General features: G+C 69.4%; 14 protein-coding genes. 11 read left to right on the top strand and 3 right to left on the bottom strand.

Annotation, left to right across the window (positions count from 1 at the left end):
- Window positions 1-43 precede the first annotated feature (43 nt).
- Window positions 44-448, top strand: a complete 405-nt coding sequence (locus LXB15_RS14690; RefSeq protein WP_233949152.1) for a hypothetical protein — start codon at window positions 44-46, stop codon at window positions 446-448.
- Here the strand turns inward: LXB15_RS14690 and LXB15_RS14695 are convergent.
- Both LXB15_RS14695 and pcaQ read right to left on the bottom strand, forming a co-directional pair.
- Complete coding sequence (locus LXB15_RS14695) at window positions 438-1004, bottom strand: hypothetical protein (protein ID WP_233949153.1); 567 nt, start codon at window positions 1002-1004, stop codon at window positions 438-440. The genes LXB15_RS14690 and LXB15_RS14695 overlap by 11 nt on opposite strands.
- An 84-nt stretch (window positions 1005-1088) precedes the next feature.
- A complete protein-coding gene (gene pcaQ / locus LXB15_RS14700; RefSeq protein ID WP_233949154.1) occupies window positions 1089-2030 on the bottom strand; it encodes a pca operon transcription factor PcaQ in 942 nt (313 codons plus the stop codon).
- A gap of 75 nt (window positions 2031-2105) precedes the next feature.
- Between pcaQ and pcaC the strand changes: the two genes are divergently transcribed.
- From pcaC to pobA, 6 genes are all read left to right on the top strand, one after another.
- The gene (pcaC, locus tag LXB15_RS14705; RefSeq protein WP_233949155.1) at window positions 2106-2510 is read left to right on the top strand and encodes a 4-carboxymuconolactone decarboxylase; all 405 of its coding nucleotides are present in this window, start codon (window positions 2106-2108) and stop codon (window positions 2508-2510) included.
- A complete protein-coding gene (gene pcaH / locus LXB15_RS14710; RefSeq protein WP_233949156.1) occupies window positions 2507-3229 on the top strand; it encodes a protocatechuate 3,4-dioxygenase subunit beta in 723 nt (240 codons plus the stop codon). The genes pcaC and pcaH overlap by 4 nt, the downstream gene beginning before the upstream one ends.
- Complete coding sequence (gene pcaG, locus LXB15_RS14715) at window positions 3229-3855, top strand: protocatechuate 3,4-dioxygenase subunit alpha (protein WP_233949157.1); 627 nt, start codon at window positions 3229-3231, stop codon at window positions 3853-3855. Before pcaH ends, pcaG begins: the two co-directional genes overlap by 1 nt.
- Window positions 3856-3880: 25 nt before the next feature.
- Window positions 3881-4738, top strand: coding sequence for a CoA transferase subunit A (locus LXB15_RS14720; RefSeq protein ID WP_233949158.1), 858 nt, complete (start codon window positions 3881-3883; stop codon window positions 4736-4738).
- Window positions 4738-5514 (top strand): CoA-transferase subunit beta, encoded by a 777-nt coding sequence (locus LXB15_RS14725; RefSeq protein WP_233949159.1) that lies wholly within the window; start codon window positions 4738-4740, stop codon window positions 5512-5514. The genes LXB15_RS14720 and LXB15_RS14725 overlap by 1 nt, the downstream gene beginning before the upstream one ends.
- A 62-nt stretch (window positions 5515-5576) precedes the next feature.
- Window positions 5577-6758, top strand: a complete 1182-nt coding sequence (gene pobA / locus LXB15_RS14730) for a 4-hydroxybenzoate 3-monooxygenase (protein WP_233953189.1) — start codon at window positions 5577-5579, stop codon at window positions 6756-6758.
- 21 nt (window positions 6759-6779) lie between these two features.
- Here the strand turns inward: pobA and LXB15_RS14735 are convergent, their stop codons facing one another.
- Window positions 6780-7649: a LysR family transcriptional regulator gene (locus LXB15_RS14735; protein ID WP_233949160.1), complete on the bottom strand. Its 870-nt coding sequence runs from the start codon at window positions 7647-7649 to the stop codon at window positions 6780-6782.
- A 216-nt stretch (window positions 7650-7865) separates the two neighbouring features.
- On the opposite strand from LXB15_RS14735, the gene bla reads away from it, so the two are divergent.
- The 4 genes from bla to ald all read left to right on the top strand — a co-directional run bounded on the left by bla (window position 7866) and on the right by ald (window position 13503).
- Window positions 7866-8768, top strand: coding sequence for a class A beta-lactamase (gene bla / locus LXB15_RS14740; RefSeq protein WP_233949161.1), 903 nt, complete (start codon window positions 7866-7868; stop codon window positions 8766-8768).
- 139 nt (window positions 8769-8907) lie between these two features.
- Window positions 8908-10533: an alpha-amylase family protein gene (locus LXB15_RS14745; protein WP_233949162.1), complete on the top strand. Its 1626-nt coding sequence runs from the start codon at window positions 8908-8910 to the stop codon at window positions 10531-10533.
- Window positions 10534-10792: 259 nt separating this feature from the next.
- Complete coding sequence (gene cysG / locus LXB15_RS14750; RefSeq protein WP_233953190.1) at window positions 10793-12259, top strand: siroheme synthase CysG; 1467 nt, start codon at window positions 10793-10795, stop codon at window positions 12257-12259.
- Between the two features lie 128 nt (window positions 12260-12387).
- Window positions 12388-13503, top strand: a complete 1116-nt coding sequence (gene ald, locus LXB15_RS14755) for an alanine dehydrogenase (protein ID WP_233949163.1) — start codon at window positions 12388-12390, stop codon at window positions 13501-13503.
- The last annotated feature ends 4 nt before the right edge of the window (window positions 13504-13507 follow it).

The raw sequence follows: 13507 nt of genomic DNA on the forward strand, positions 1-13507 counted from the left end.
GGTTGAATAACCTTCCCCCTTGCTATCCGATCGCAAAACCGGAGTGACCGACATGATGGCAGACCTGCTCGTCCTCGCCTCCGTCATCGCCATTCCTTTTGGCGACCCCGTCGAGGTCGAGACCGCCCCGACCGAGCGGGCGAACTACGAAGCGGCCTTCGAGTTCGTCGAGACCGAAGCGGGCTACACTCTCAACGCCTTGTGGGCCAGCAGCGCGCAAGCAGACTTTCAGGTTTCGGAACTGGCAACGTGCCGGACCATCGACATCGAGGCGTTTGCCGAGGGCGTTTTCGGCACGCCGGTCAGTTGCAACGGCGAGACCTACGAGTTCGATCTCCAGGGCGCGTCCATCGTCGTCCAGAGTTCCGCGACGGCAGACGCCCAGGTCATCCAGACACTCGCGCCGGGGCCCGTCATGATCAACGGCGTGCCTCTGCTCATCGAATAAGGTCGACAGAGAGAGGGAACACCGGATAGTCGCCCCTCGGTCGGCGATAGTAGACGGCCCCGTCGATCGTCGGCGGGCCGTCCAGCCGCTGCGGCGGCGCATCCCCGTCGACTGCATCGAGCCGCGCCTCGAGCAGCATGGGCACCTCCCAGAAATCCTCGAGCGCTGGCAGCTTGCCGCCATCGTCTGCCGCGAGCGCCAGGGCTAGATCAGCACCGATCAAATCTGTGCCGACCGCCGCCGGATGTTCGCCATGGTCGCCGGTTCCATTGGCGCCCGGGAGGGTCGCGAAGAGCGTGTCATCGGCAACGTCCCCCGCGTCGCCTTCCGCGGACACCAGGAAGCCTTCATAGGCCAGCGCGCCGATGACATAGGGCGGGACGTAATAGGCTGCGTTGGTCTCCGTGATCGGACGGACCACGAGATTAGGGCCGGTTTCACAGGCTTCGGCGGTTGGTGCGCCGACCCTGTCCAGCGTCACGTAGCAGCGCGACGGGCCGACCGCACAGCCGGCGAGGCCGGTGAGGAGACCAAGAAGAACAAGGGCCGCGCGCATGGGATTCTCCCTCGCGCAAATCTTTCAGTTCATGGTTAATCGAGCGTTAATGGCTGTCGCAGGTGGCTCCCCGACGCAACGCGCTCAGCGCGCGAGTCCGAGCCGCCCCACGGTCGTCCTGACCGCTTCGATGAAGAGCCGCAGCGCCGGCGACGGGTCGCCCTCGCCGCGCATGGTCAGGCCCACCGGGCCGAGCGTATCGGCCATTGCGAGCGGCAGTTCCGCCAGCATGCCCTCGGCGACGTCGAGCGCCACCACGCCCGATGAGATCACCCAGACGGCGTCGGTCTTGCGGACATAGGCCCGGCCGAAGGATTCGGCGACGGTCTCGATCCGGTCGCGGCGGCGCGGCAGGCCGTGGGCGATGAAGAACTGTTCGGCGATGGTGCGGATCGCCGCCTCCCCGTCGGGAAACAGGAGCGGGTAGCGCGCGATCTCGGCGGGCTCCGCGCAGCCGATGAGCGGGTGGCCCGGCCGGACGACCAGGCTGATCCGCTCGGAATAGAGCTGCGCGAAGCTGAACCCTGCCATCGAGCGCGGGTCGCCGAGCCGGCCGATGACGAGGTCGAGGCTGCCGGACGCCAGTTCCGCCATCAGATACCCGGTCGGCCCGGAGACGATGGTCAGCCCGGCCTCCGGCGCGACGCGCTGCATCTCGATCACCGCATCCGGGACGATCCGCGCCGCGACGCTGGGCAAGGCGCCGATCGCCAGTCGCAGGTCGCTGGCCGCCAGCGTCTCGCTCACCCCTTCGATGCCCTGCCTGAGCGCCGCGAGGCTGGCGGTGGCATAGGCGTGGAACATCCGGCCGACGGGGGTCAGCTGCACGCCGCCGCGGCCGCGGGCGAGAAGCTTCGCCCCCAGCGCCGTCTCGAGTTCCGCCAGCGTCTTGGAGACCGCCGGCTGCGAGACGTGCAGGCTGTCGCCCGCCTTGCCGACGCTGCCGAGCCGCGCCACCTCGGTGAAGGTGCGCAGGTGCCGCAGCTTGATGTGGCGGTCGAACTCCATGACTGCACGGTTATCCATTCTGCCGGATTTTTCATTTTACATGACTTTTGTGAGAGCCAATAGTCGGCTGGGTACGGCCGTCAGGGAGGTGACATGGACGTCGAAAGCGGAACCCGGGACCGGCTGGCCCTCGGCATGGCGACGCGCCGCGCGGTGCTGGGCGACGCGCATGTTGACCGCGCCGCGGCGCAGGCGACGGCATTCGACGCCGATTTCCAGGCCTACATCACCGAGAACGCCTGGGGCGCAGTGTGGTCGCGGCCGCATTTCACCCGCCGCGAGCGCTCGATCGTGACGATCGCGCTGCTCGCCGCGCTCGGGCACGATGACGAGGTCGCGATGCATGTGCGGGCGACGGCGAACACCGGCGCAAGCCGCGAGGACGTGCTCGAGGCGCTGCTGCACGTCGCGGTCTATGCCGGCGTTCCGGCGGCCAACCACGCGATCAAGATCGCCAAGTCGGTCTATGCCGAGATCGATTCGGGAGCGGCGGCTTGAGCGACGGGTCCTTCTACCAGCGCGACCGGAGCCGGCATCCGCCGGCCTTCTCGCCGGGCTACAAGACGTCGGTGACGCGTTCGCCGCAGAAGGCGCCGATCTCGCTGGACAACACGATCTCCGAGATGACCGGCCCGGTGTTCGGCCACGGGCTGATCGGCGAACTCGACAACGACCTGACCCGCAACTTCGCCCATGGCGGCGACCCGGTCGGCCAGCGGATCATCGTCCATGGACGGGTGCTGGACGAGGACGGCCGCCCCGTGCCGGAGGTGCTGCTGGAGTTCTGGCAGGCCAATGCCGGCGGGCGCTACCGCCACCGCAAGGAGACCTATCTGGCTCCGCTCGACCCGAATTTCGGCGGCTGCGGGCGCACGCTCACCGGTGCCGACGGCAGCTACCGGTTCCGGACCGTCAAGCCGGGCGCCTATCCCTGGCCGAACGGGCCGAACGACTGGCGGCCGGCGCATATCCATTTCTCCGTCTTCGGCCTCGGCTTCGCGCAGCGGCTGATCACCCAGATGTATTTCGAGGGTGATCCCCTGATCTGGCGGTGCCCGATCGTGCGGACGATCCCCGACCGGGCGGCGATCGAGCAGTTGATCGCGCCGCTCGACATGGCCAACAGCGTGCCGATGGACGCGCGGGCCTACAAGTTCGACATCGTGCTGCGCGGGCGCCGCTCGACCCTCTTCGAGAACCGGCTGGAGGGCAATTGATGGTGCAGTCGCTGGACCACCTGAAGGAGACCGCCTCGCAGACCGCCGGCCCCTACGTCCATATCGGCTGCACGCCGAATTACTGCGGCATCGAGGGGGTGTTTCCGGCCGATCTCGGCGCAAGCATGGTCGATGCCGAGACCCAGGGCGAGCGGATCCGCATCGTCGGGCGGGTGTTCGACGGCGTCGGCACGGCGCTGAAGGACGCGATGGTCGAGATCTGGCAGGCCGACGCCGCAGGGCTCTACCCCTCGCCGCAGGAAAAGCGCGGCACGGCCGACCCGCATTTCACCGGGTTCGGCAGATCGCCGGGCGACATGACGACGGGCGAGTTCGTGTTCGAGACGATCAAGCCCGGCAGCGTGCCGTTCAAGGACGGCCGGCCGCAGGCACCGCATGTCAGTTTCTGGATCGTCGCGCGCGGCATCAATCTCGGCCTGCACACGCGGATGTATTTCGGCGACGAGGCGGCCGCCAACGAGGCCGATCCGCTATTGTCGCGGATCGAGCATCGCTCGCGCGTCGCAACGCTCGTCGCACCGCGCAGCGAGGAGGACGGCGTCGCCACCTACCGGCTCGACATCGTCCTGCAGGGCGAAAACGAGACGATCTTCTTCGACATCTGACGGCTTCAACGAACCAGCGAGACCCATGGCAAAGTTCCAGACCCTCGAAGCCGCCGTCGCCGACAATCTGTCGGCCGGCGACAGCGCCGCCTTCGAGGGCTTCACCCATCTCATCCCGCACGCCGCCGCCCACGAGGTGATCCGGCAGGGGATCGGCGACCTGACGCTGATCCGCATGACGCCGGACCTCATCTACGACCAGTTGATCGGCTGCGGCCTCGTCGCCAGACTGGTGTTCTCCTATGCCGGCAATCCGGGCGTCGGCCTGCTGCGGCGGCTGCGCGACGCGGTGGAGAACGGCGTTCCGCGGCCGCTGGCGATCGAGGAACATTCCCATGCGGCGATGGCGAACGCCTACGAGGCGGGCGCGGCCGGCCTGCCGGTGGCGGTCTTCCGCGGCTACAAGGGAGCCGGCCTGAAGGAGGTGAACCCGAACATCCGCTCGGTCACCTGCCCGTTCACCGGCGAGGAACTCGCCGCGGTGCCGGCGATCCGGCCGGACGTCGCCTTCATCCATGCCCAGAAGGCGGACCGGAAGGGCAACGTGCTGATCGAGGGCATCCTCGGCGTCCAGAAGGAGGCGGTGCTGGCGGCGAAGCGCTCGGTCGTGACCGTCGAGGAGATCGTGGACGATTTTGGCGGGCTGCATCCCAACCTGACCATCCTGCCGCACTGGACCGTGACGTCGGTGGTGGCCGTGCCGGGCGGGGCGCACCCGTCCTATGCCCGCGGCTACTACGGCCGCGACAACGCCGCCTATCTCGACTGGGACGAGATCGCCGCCGACCTCGACCGGTTCCGCGCCTGGATCGACACGCATGTCATCGCCTGCGGGCCGGAGATCTTCGCCGAGCGCGTCGCGGACTTGAGGGGAGCGATGTGATGGCCGATTTCACCCCCGACGAGATGATGACCATCGCCGCAGCGCGGGCACTCTCCAACGACGACGTCTGCTTCGTCGGCATCGGCGCGCCGTCGGCCGCCTGCAACGTCGCGCGGCTGACCCACGCACCGGACATCACGCTGATCTACGAATCCGGCACGATCGGCACGGCGCCGATCATCCTGCCCCTGTCAATCGGCGACGGCGAGCTCTGCGAGACGGCGCTGACCACCGTCGCCGTGCCGGAGATGTTCCGCTACTGGCTGCAGGGCGGGCGGGTCACCGTCGGCTTCCTCGGCGCCGCGCAGCTCGACCCGTTCGGCAACATCAACACGACCGTCATCGGCGACTACGCCCATCCGAAGACACGGCTGCCGGGCGGCGGCGGGGCGCCCGAGATCGCCTCCTCCTGCGGCGAGGTATTCATCACCATGAAGCAGTCGAAGCGCGGCATGGTGAAGGAGATCGACTTCTTCACCTCCTTCGGCCACGGCAAAGGCGGCACCGACCGCCAAGACCTCGGCATCACCACCAAGGGGCCGACGCTGCTGGTCACCGACCTCGCCGTGTGGCGACCGCACCCGCAGACGAAGGCGTTCGAGGTGGCCTCCATCCATCCCGGCGCGACACGCGAGGCGATCGAGGTCAGCTGCGGCTGGGACGTCGTCTACGCGGAGGGGGTGGAGGAGACCGCGCCGCCCACCGCACTAGAGCTGACGACGCTGCGCGACCTCAACGCCCGCACCGCCGCGGCACATCGGCGGGGCGCTGCGTGAGCCTCGATACGCTGGCGAGCGGACCGGGCGCCGCCGTGCGCGAAGCACCGGCACCCGGTCGCATCCCCCGCCGCACCCGCGTCGCCATCGTCGGGGGCGGGCCCGCCGGCCTCCTGCTGGCGCTGATCCTCTACCGCGCCGGCATCGACTGCGTCGTGCTGGAGCGCAAGAGCCGCGACCACGTGCTGTCGCGGATCCGTGCCGGCGTGCTCGAGCAGGGCACCGTCGATCTGCTGCGTCTCGCCGGCGTCGGCGCCCGCATGGATCGCGAGGGGCTGGTCCATGACGGGTTCGACATCGCCTGGCGCGGCGAGATGCTGCACATCGACCTGCGCGAGCTGTCCGGCGGCAAGACCGTCACGGTCTATGGCCAGACCGAGGTCACCCACGACCTCTACGACGCGCTGGACGCCGCCGGTGTGCCGATCGTCCACGAGGCCGAGGAAGTGCAGCCGCAGGCTCTCACCACCGAGACACCCTTCGTCACCTTCCGGACCGCGGACGGCGAACGCCGGCTCGAATGCGACTTCGTCGCCGGCTGCGACGGGTTTCACGGCGCCTGCCGGCAGGCCATCCCGGCCGACAGCATCCGGACCTTCGAGCGGGTCTATCCGTTCGGCTGGCTGGGCGTGCTGACCCGCATGCCGCCGGTCCAGGACGAGCTGATCTACGCGCATCACAGCCGCGGCTTTGCCCTCTGCTCCCTGCGCAGCCCCATCCTGTCGCGCTACTATGTGCAGTGTCAGGCCGATGACAGGGTCGAGGACTGGTCGGACGAGCGCTTCTACGACGAACTGCAGACCCGCCTGCCGGAGCGCGTCGCGGCGCAATTGCAGCGTGGGCCGTCGATCGAGAAGTCGATCGCGCCGCTCCGCTCCTTCGTCGCCGAGCCGATGCGGCATGGCCGGCTGTTCCTCGCCGGCGATGCCGCCCATATCGTGCCGCCGACCGGCGCCAAGGGGCTCAACCTCGCGGTCTCCGACATCCACTTCCTCAGCCAGGCGCTGATCGCGCATTTCAAGGAACACGAGGACCGGCTGCTCGACGCCTATTCCGCCACCGCGCTCGCCCGGGTCTGGAAGGCGGAGCGCTTCTCCTGGTGGTTCACCTCGATGATGCACCGCTTCGAGGACGACGGCGGCTTCGGCCAGAGGATCCAGGAGGCGGAGTTCGACTATCTCGCCGGGTCGCGTGCGGCGCAGACGGCGCTGGCGGAGAACTATGTCGGCCTGCCCTTCCTCTGATCCGCCTGGGCGGCAGGCCGTTCAGGCGACGGTGCCGATCCACTCGGCAAAGGCCTCCATGGCCGGCGTCGGGCTGCGCGACTGCACCCGCGTCAGCCAGTAGCTGCCCATCGAGGTGTAGATCTCGAACGGCTGCCGGACGGCACCCATCGCCAGATGCCGGGCGAACATCATCGGCGGCGCCAGCGCGACGCCCGCGCCCTGCAGCGCCGCCTCCATCATCGCCAGCGATGAATCGAAGACGATCCCGCGCAGCAGCGAGGACGGCTCGGCGATACCGGCCGCGGCGAACCAGCTGGTCCATTCGTCGCTGCGGTAGGAGCGCAGCAGCGTCTGGTTGGTGAGGTCGGCGGGGCGGCGCAGTTCGTCGGCGATCGCCGGCACGCAAAGCACCGACAGCGGCGCCTCGAACAGCGGCACGGCATCGATGCCCTGCCAGGCGCCGCGGCCGAAGCGGATGGCATAGTCGAGCCCCTCGGCGGCGAGATCCACGCGGTTGTTGTTGGTCGAAAGCCGCAGGTCGACATGCGGGTATTTCTCGCGGAAGGCCGGCAGGCGCGGCAGCAGCCAGCCGACCGCGAAGGTCCCGACCGCGCCGACCATCACGACCTCGCGCACATGGCCGTTCTCGAAACGCTCCAGCATGTCGGCCATGCGGTCGAAGGAGTCGCGCAGCACCGGCAGCAGCGCCTCGCCCTCGGCGGTGATCATCAGGCCGCGCGGCAGGCGCTTGAACAGGACGACGTTGAGCCGGGTCTCGAGCCCCTTCACCTGGTGGCTGACGGCCGCCTGGGTGACATGCAGCTCGATCGCCGCGCGGGTGAAGCTGAGGTGCCGGGCCGAGGCCTCGAAAGCCCGCAGCGCGTTCAGCGGCAGATACGGCCGGACCATTCGAGCCCCAATTCAATTCATGGCAGACGGCAAATATCGTGGTTTGTCGCCTCGGAAGGCGGCAGATAGTCTCGTCTTCGTCGGTCGGGCAAGCGGCACACAGGTCCGACAGGCATCAATTCCGCGAGGGCTCGCATGCGCGAGCCCCGATCGGTGCCGGCCGTCGCACGACCGACATTCATCCACGTCCATGACGATCGATCCAGGAGGGAAACCGTGAACCATCGGCTCACACGGCGCAGCTTTACCATCATGCTCGGCGCAGGGATGGCCGCCAGCCTCATGCCGGGCGGCGCGGCCCGAAGCTTCGCGCAGACCGGCGAGCAGGCCTTCGCGCAGCGCCTCGCCGACATCGAGGCAGGCCTGCAAGGCCGCCTCGGCGTCGCCGTGCTCGACACCGCCAGCGGCCGCCGATGGCTGCATCGCGGCAACGAGCGCTTCCCGATGTGCAGCACGTTCAAGGTCGTCGCCTGCGGCGCCGTGCTGGCACGGGTGGACGCCGGCGAGGAGGATCTCGACCGCCGGATCGTCTTCGCCAAAAGCGACCTCGTGACCTATTCGCCGGTCACCGAGACGAAGGTCGGCGGCAAGGGCATGACGCTTGCGGAAATCTGCGAGGCCGCGATGACCGAAAGCGACAACACCGCGGGGAACATCATCCTCGACAGTCTCGGCGGCCCCGCCGCCGTCACGGCATTCGCCCGTTCGCTGGGCGATCCCGCCACCCGGCTCGACCGGATCGAGACCGATTTGAACGAGGCGACGCCGGGAGACCCGCGCGACACCACCACGCCGGACGGCATGACCACGAGCCTTGCGGCTCTTGCCTTCGGCGGCCGGCTGTCGCCGGCCTCGACGCGGCAGCTCACCGGCTGGATGCGCGCCAACAAGACCGGCGACGCCAGGCTGCGCGCCGGCGTGCCCAAGGACTGGGATGTGGGCGACAAGACCGGCACCGGCGACCGCGGCACCGCGAACGACGTCGCCATCCTCTATCCGCCGAAGCGCGAGCCGGTGATCGTCAGCGTCTACGTCACCGAGACCGAAGCGGCGATCGGCGAGCGCAACGCTGCGATCGCCGAAGTCGGCCGGGCCGTCGCCGCCGCACTGGGCACCTGACGACCTAGCGGGCGGAGGGGCAGGACGCGGCCTGGCGTGGCGTCCCGCCCCTCTCCCGGGTCGGCATTCGGTTTTCTGCCGGATGTCGGGCGCGGCTGCCCTATCTGCGTTCCGGCCGACAAACCCCCAGGAGCGCCGGATGCTGAACCTCTGGTACAAGAACGCCGTCATCTACTGCGTCGACGTCGATGCCTTCCAGGACCAGGACGGCGACGGGGTCGGCGACTTCCGCGGGCTAACGGACCGCCTCGACCATATCGAGGCGCTCGGAGCCGACTGCATCTGGCTGCTGCCGTTCTATCCCTCGCCCAACCAGGACAATGGCTACGACATCTCGGACTATTTCGGCGTCGATTCCCGCCTCGGCACGCTCGGCGACTTCGTCGAGTTCACCCATGCCGCGCGTGACCGGGGACTAAGGGTGATCGTCGACCTCGTGGTCAACCATTCCTCGATCGAGCATCCCTGGTTCCAGGCGAGCCGGGCCGGCCATCCGAAATACAAGGACTGGTATGTCTGGAAGAAGGAGCGGCCGGAAGACCACGCCAAGGGCGTTATCTTCCCGGGCGTGCAGGAATCCACCTGGACCTTCGACCGCAGGCGGCAGGAGTACTACTTCCACCGCTTCTACAAGCACCAGGCCGACCTCAACATCGCCAACCCGGAAGTGCGCGAGGAGATCGACCGGATCATGGGGTTCTGGCTGGCGCTCGGGGTTTCCGGCTTCCGGATCGACGCCGTGCCGTTCCTGATCGAGGATCTCGCCGACGCCGGATCGGGCCAGTCGCCCTACGAGTATCTCGGCCGGATGCGCCAGTTCCTCGACTGGCGGCGGGCGGAGGCGATCCTGCTCGCCGAAGCCAACATCCCGATGGAGGAGGCGGGCGACTATTTCGGTGACGGCGACCGGCTGAACCTGATCTTCAATTTCCCGCTCAACCAGCGCGTGTTTCTGGCACTGGCGCGCCGCGACGGCGCCCCGGTGCGCGACTTCCTCAGCGCGATGCCGGAAATTCCCGCCACGTCGCAATGGGCGACCTTCCTGCGCAACCACGACGAGATCGACCTCGGCCGGCTGTCGGACGAGGAGCGCCAGGAGGCGTTCGCGGCCTTCGGTCCGGAGAAGTCGATGCAGATCTACGACCGCGGCATCCGCCGCCGGCTGGCGCCGATGCTCGGCGGCGACGAGCGGCGCATCGCGATGGCGATGAGCCTGATGCTGTCGCTGCCCGGCACGCCGGTGATCTGGTACGGCGACGAGATCGGCATGGGCGACAATCTCGATTTGCCGGAACGGACGGCGGTGCGGACCCCGATGCAGTGGTCGAGCGAACCGAATGGCGGCTTCTCGACGGCGGCGCCGGAGGATTGCGTCCGGCTGCCCGTCGCCGAGGGGCCGTTCGCCTACGCCCACATCAATGCGGAGAGCCAGCGGATCGACCCCCAGTCGCTGTTCTCGGTGACCCAGCGGCTGATCCGCGCCCGGCGCAGCGCGCCGGAGATCGGCTGGGGCAGTTGCCGGGTGATCGACCTCGGCGAGACCAGCGTGATCGCGCTGCTCGCCGAATGGCAGGGCGGCCGGGTCCTGACGCTGCACAATCTCGGCGAGGAGCCGGTGACCATCGACTGCGGCGAGGCGCTTGCCGGCGCACCGGTCCGACCGCTGCTGCAGTCGGGCATCGATATCGACCGAACCGACGGCGGCTGCCGCATCCGCCTCGGCGCCTATGGCTACGAATGGATGCGGGTCGCGGCTGGAGGCTGATCGGGATCCGGGTGACGGCGCGTTCGCGAGGGCGGGGCGAAGCAGGGCGGATTCTTTCCCGGCGCGGGCGGCTGCCTGAAGGATGATCTCCGGCATGCTGCAACTGCGCAAAATTTGATCTCGCCTGTCGCGCGGGCACGGTCTATCCATGGAATGAGCACGCATCTTCGAGGACGCGATCATGGCCGAGCGCCCGCATATCCAGCCCGTCGAGACGCCGGCGCGCGGCGAGACCGCATCAGCGGAGCGCCCGGCGCGGATGGGACCGCTGTCCAGCCTGCCGGTGTTCTTCGGCCTCACCGGCCGGCGGGTCGTCATGGTTGGGGGCGGCGCAGGCGCGGCCTGGAAGGTGGAGCTCCTGCGCGCCGCGGGCGCCCGCGTCGACCTTTACGTGCCGGCCGACGAGATCGACCCGGAGATGGCCGAGTTGCTGGCAACGCCGGCCGTCGGACCGGACGCCCCGGTCGGGACGATCGCGCATCACGACCGGCCATGGTCAACGGATATCTTCGAGCATGCCGCGCTGGCCGTCGCCGACACCGAGAGCCCCGCCGAGGGCCAGGCTTTCGCCTGCGCCGCACGGGCGGCGGGGGTACCGGTCAACGTCGTCGACAAGCCGGCCTTCTGCGACTTCAATTTCGGCTCGATCGTCAACCGCTCGCCGGTTGTCGTCGGCATCTCCACCGACGGCGCCGCGCCGATCCTCGGCCAGGCCATCCGCCGCCGCATCGAGACGCTGCTGCCCCCGGCCCTCGCCGGCTGGGCGGATCTGGCGGTGCGGCTGCGCGGGGCGGCGATGGAGAAGCTGGCGCCCGGTCCGCTGCGCCGCGCCTTCTGGGAGCGCTTCACCGACGCGGCCTTCACGCCGCGCGATCCGGGCCCGATCGACCAGGCGACGGCCGAGCGGCTGATCGAGGAACTGGCGCGGGGCCCGGCCTCCGGCACGGGAACCGGACGGGTCACGCTGGTCGGGGCGGGTCCCGGCGAGGCGGAACTGCTGACGCTGAAGGCCGTGCGCGCCCTGCAGTCGGCCGACGTCATCCTGTTCGACGACCTGATCTCCGACGCCGTGCTGGAGCTCGCCCGCCGCGAGGCGCGCCGCTTCCTGGTCGGCAAGCGCGCCGCCCGCGACAGCTGCCGGCAGGAGGACATCAACCGGATGATGGTAGCCTTCGCCAAGGCCGGCAAGCACGTCGTGCGGCTGAAATCCGGCGACGTCTCGGTGTTCGGCCGGGCCGGCGAGGAAATCGCCGCGCTGGCGGAAGAGAACATCCCCGTCGCCATCGTGCCAGGCATCACCGCCGCCTCGGCGCTGGCGGCGAGCTTCGGCGTGTCGCTGACGCATCGCGACCGGGCGCAGCAGCTGCGCTTCGTCACCGGCCATTCCCGCAAGGGCGGCCTGCCGGACGATCTCGACTGGGGGGCGCTGGCCGACGACCACGTCACCACCGTGTTCTACATGGGCGGCCGCATGGCCGGGCGCATAGCCGAGGAGCTGATCGCCCACGGCCTGTCGCCGCAGACGCCGGTCGCCGTCGCCGCCAATCTCAGCCGCGACGACGAGACCCGCGGCGCCGGCACGCTGGCCGGCCTCGCCGCCCTCGTCGGAGAGATCGGCTACGAGCGGCCGATCCTCATCGGCGTCGGCCGCGTCTTCGCCGAGGCGGCGCAGGCGGCCGACCATGCCGCCGGCGACGTGCCGAGCCGGGCGGTGGAAGCCGGCTAAGCGCGCCGGCTGCCGCTTGCGTCCCGGCCCTGCGGGACGCAGTATCCGGCAAGCGAATCCGGTGGCCCCGCCGGCTCGCGGCGCCGCCGCGGGCAAGGCGATAAGTGCCGAGCCGGCTGAGGAGCATCATGCGCGTCGGCTGTCCCAAGGAAATCAAGAACCACGAATATCGCGTCGGGCTGACGCCGTCGGCCGCCCGCGAATATGTCGCGCACGGCCACGACGTGCTGGTCGAGACCGGCGCCGGCGCCGGCATCGATGCCAGCGACGCCGACTACCGGGCCGCGGGCGCCGAGATCGCCGCCGACGCGGCGACGGTGTTCGCCCGCGCCGACATGGTGGTGAAGGTCAAGGAACCGCAGCCGCACGAATGGGTGCAGCTGCGCGAGGGCCAGATCCTCTACACCTATCTGCATCTGGCGCCCGACCCCAAGCAGACCGAGGGGCTGATCGCCTCCGGCGTCACCGCCATCGCCTACGAGACGGTGACCGACGCGCGCGGCGGCCTGCCGCTGCTGGCGCCGATGTCGGAAGTCGCCGGACGGCTGTCGATCCAGGCGGCGGCAAGGGCGCTGGAGAAGGCGCAGGGCGGCCGCGGCGTGCTGCTCGGCGGCGTGCCGGGCGTTGCCTCCGCCAAGGTGGTGATCATCGGCGGCGGCGTCGTCGGCAAGGAGGCGGCCAAGATGGCGATCGGCCTCGGCGCCACTGTCACCATCCTCGACCGCTCGATCCCGCGGCTGCGCGAGCTCGACGATCTCTTCGCCGGCCGCGTCCACACCCGCTACTCGACCAAGACCGCCATCGAGGAGGAGGTCTTCGCCGCCGACGCGATCATCGGCGCGGTGCTGATCCCCGGCGCCTCGGCGCCGCAACTGGTCACTCGCGCAATGCTCTCCGGCATGAAGAAGGGCGCGGTGCTCGTCGACGTCGCCATCGACCAGGGCGGCTGCTTCGAGACCTCGCACCCGACGACCCATGCCGAGCCGACCTTCGAGGTCGACGGCGTCGTGCACTACTGCGTCGCCAACATGCCGGGCGCCGTGCCGATCACCTCGGCGCATGCGCTGAACAACGCGACGCTGCCCTTCGGCCTGGCGCTGGCCGACCACGGGCTGGCGGCGCTGCTTGCCGACCCGCATCTGCTGCACGGGCTGAACGTGCATCGCGGCCAGATCACAAACCGCGCCGTCGCCGAATCGCTCGGGCGCGACCTCGTCGATCCGGCCCGGGCCATCGCCGCCTGAGGCG

Source organism: Aurantimonas sp. HBX-1, from assembly GCF_021391535.1.
Lineage (GTDB): Bacteria > Pseudomonadota > Alphaproteobacteria > Rhizobiales > Rhizobiaceae > Aurantimonas.

What these genes read in the sequence shown, in the direction of transcription:
- LXB15_RS14735 (WP_233949160.1), bottom strand. Translation starts at nt 7,649, where the DNA reads ATGGTCCGGCCGTATCTGCCGCTGAACGCGCTGCGGGCTTTCGAGGCC.
- cysG (WP_233953190.1), top strand. Translation starts at nt 10,793, where the DNA reads ATGGGACCGCTGTCCAGCCTGCCGGTGTTCTTCGGCCTCACCGGCCGG.
- pcaC (WP_233949155.1), top strand. Translation starts at nt 2,106, where the DNA reads ATGGACGTCGAAAGCGGAACCCGGGACCGGCTGGCCCTCGGCATGGCG.
- LXB15_RS14745 (WP_233949162.1), top strand. Translation starts at nt 8,908, where the DNA reads ATGCTGAACCTCTGGTACAAGAACGCCGTCATCTACTGCGTCGACGTC.
- pcaQ (WP_233949154.1), bottom strand. Translation starts at nt 2,030, where the DNA reads ATGGATAACCGTGCAGTCATGGAGTTCGACCGCCACATCAAGCTGCGG.
- pcaG (WP_233949157.1), top strand. Translation starts at nt 3,229, where the DNA reads ATGGTGCAGTCGCTGGACCACCTGAAGGAGACCGCCTCGCAGACCGCC.
- ald (WP_233949163.1), top strand. Translation starts at nt 12,388, where the DNA reads ATGCGCGTCGGCTGTCCCAAGGAAATCAAGAACCACGAATATCGCGTC.
- LXB15_RS14725 (WP_233949159.1), top strand. Translation starts at nt 4,738, where the DNA reads ATGGCCGATTTCACCCCCGACGAGATGATGACCATCGCCGCAGCGCGG.
- LXB15_RS14720 (WP_233949158.1), top strand. Translation starts at nt 3,881, where the DNA reads ATGGCAAAGTTCCAGACCCTCGAAGCCGCCGTCGCCGACAATCTGTCG.
- LXB15_RS14695 (WP_233949153.1), bottom strand. Translation starts at nt 1,004, where the DNA reads ATGCGCGCGGCCCTTGTTCTTCTTGGTCTCCTCACCGGCCTCGCCGGC.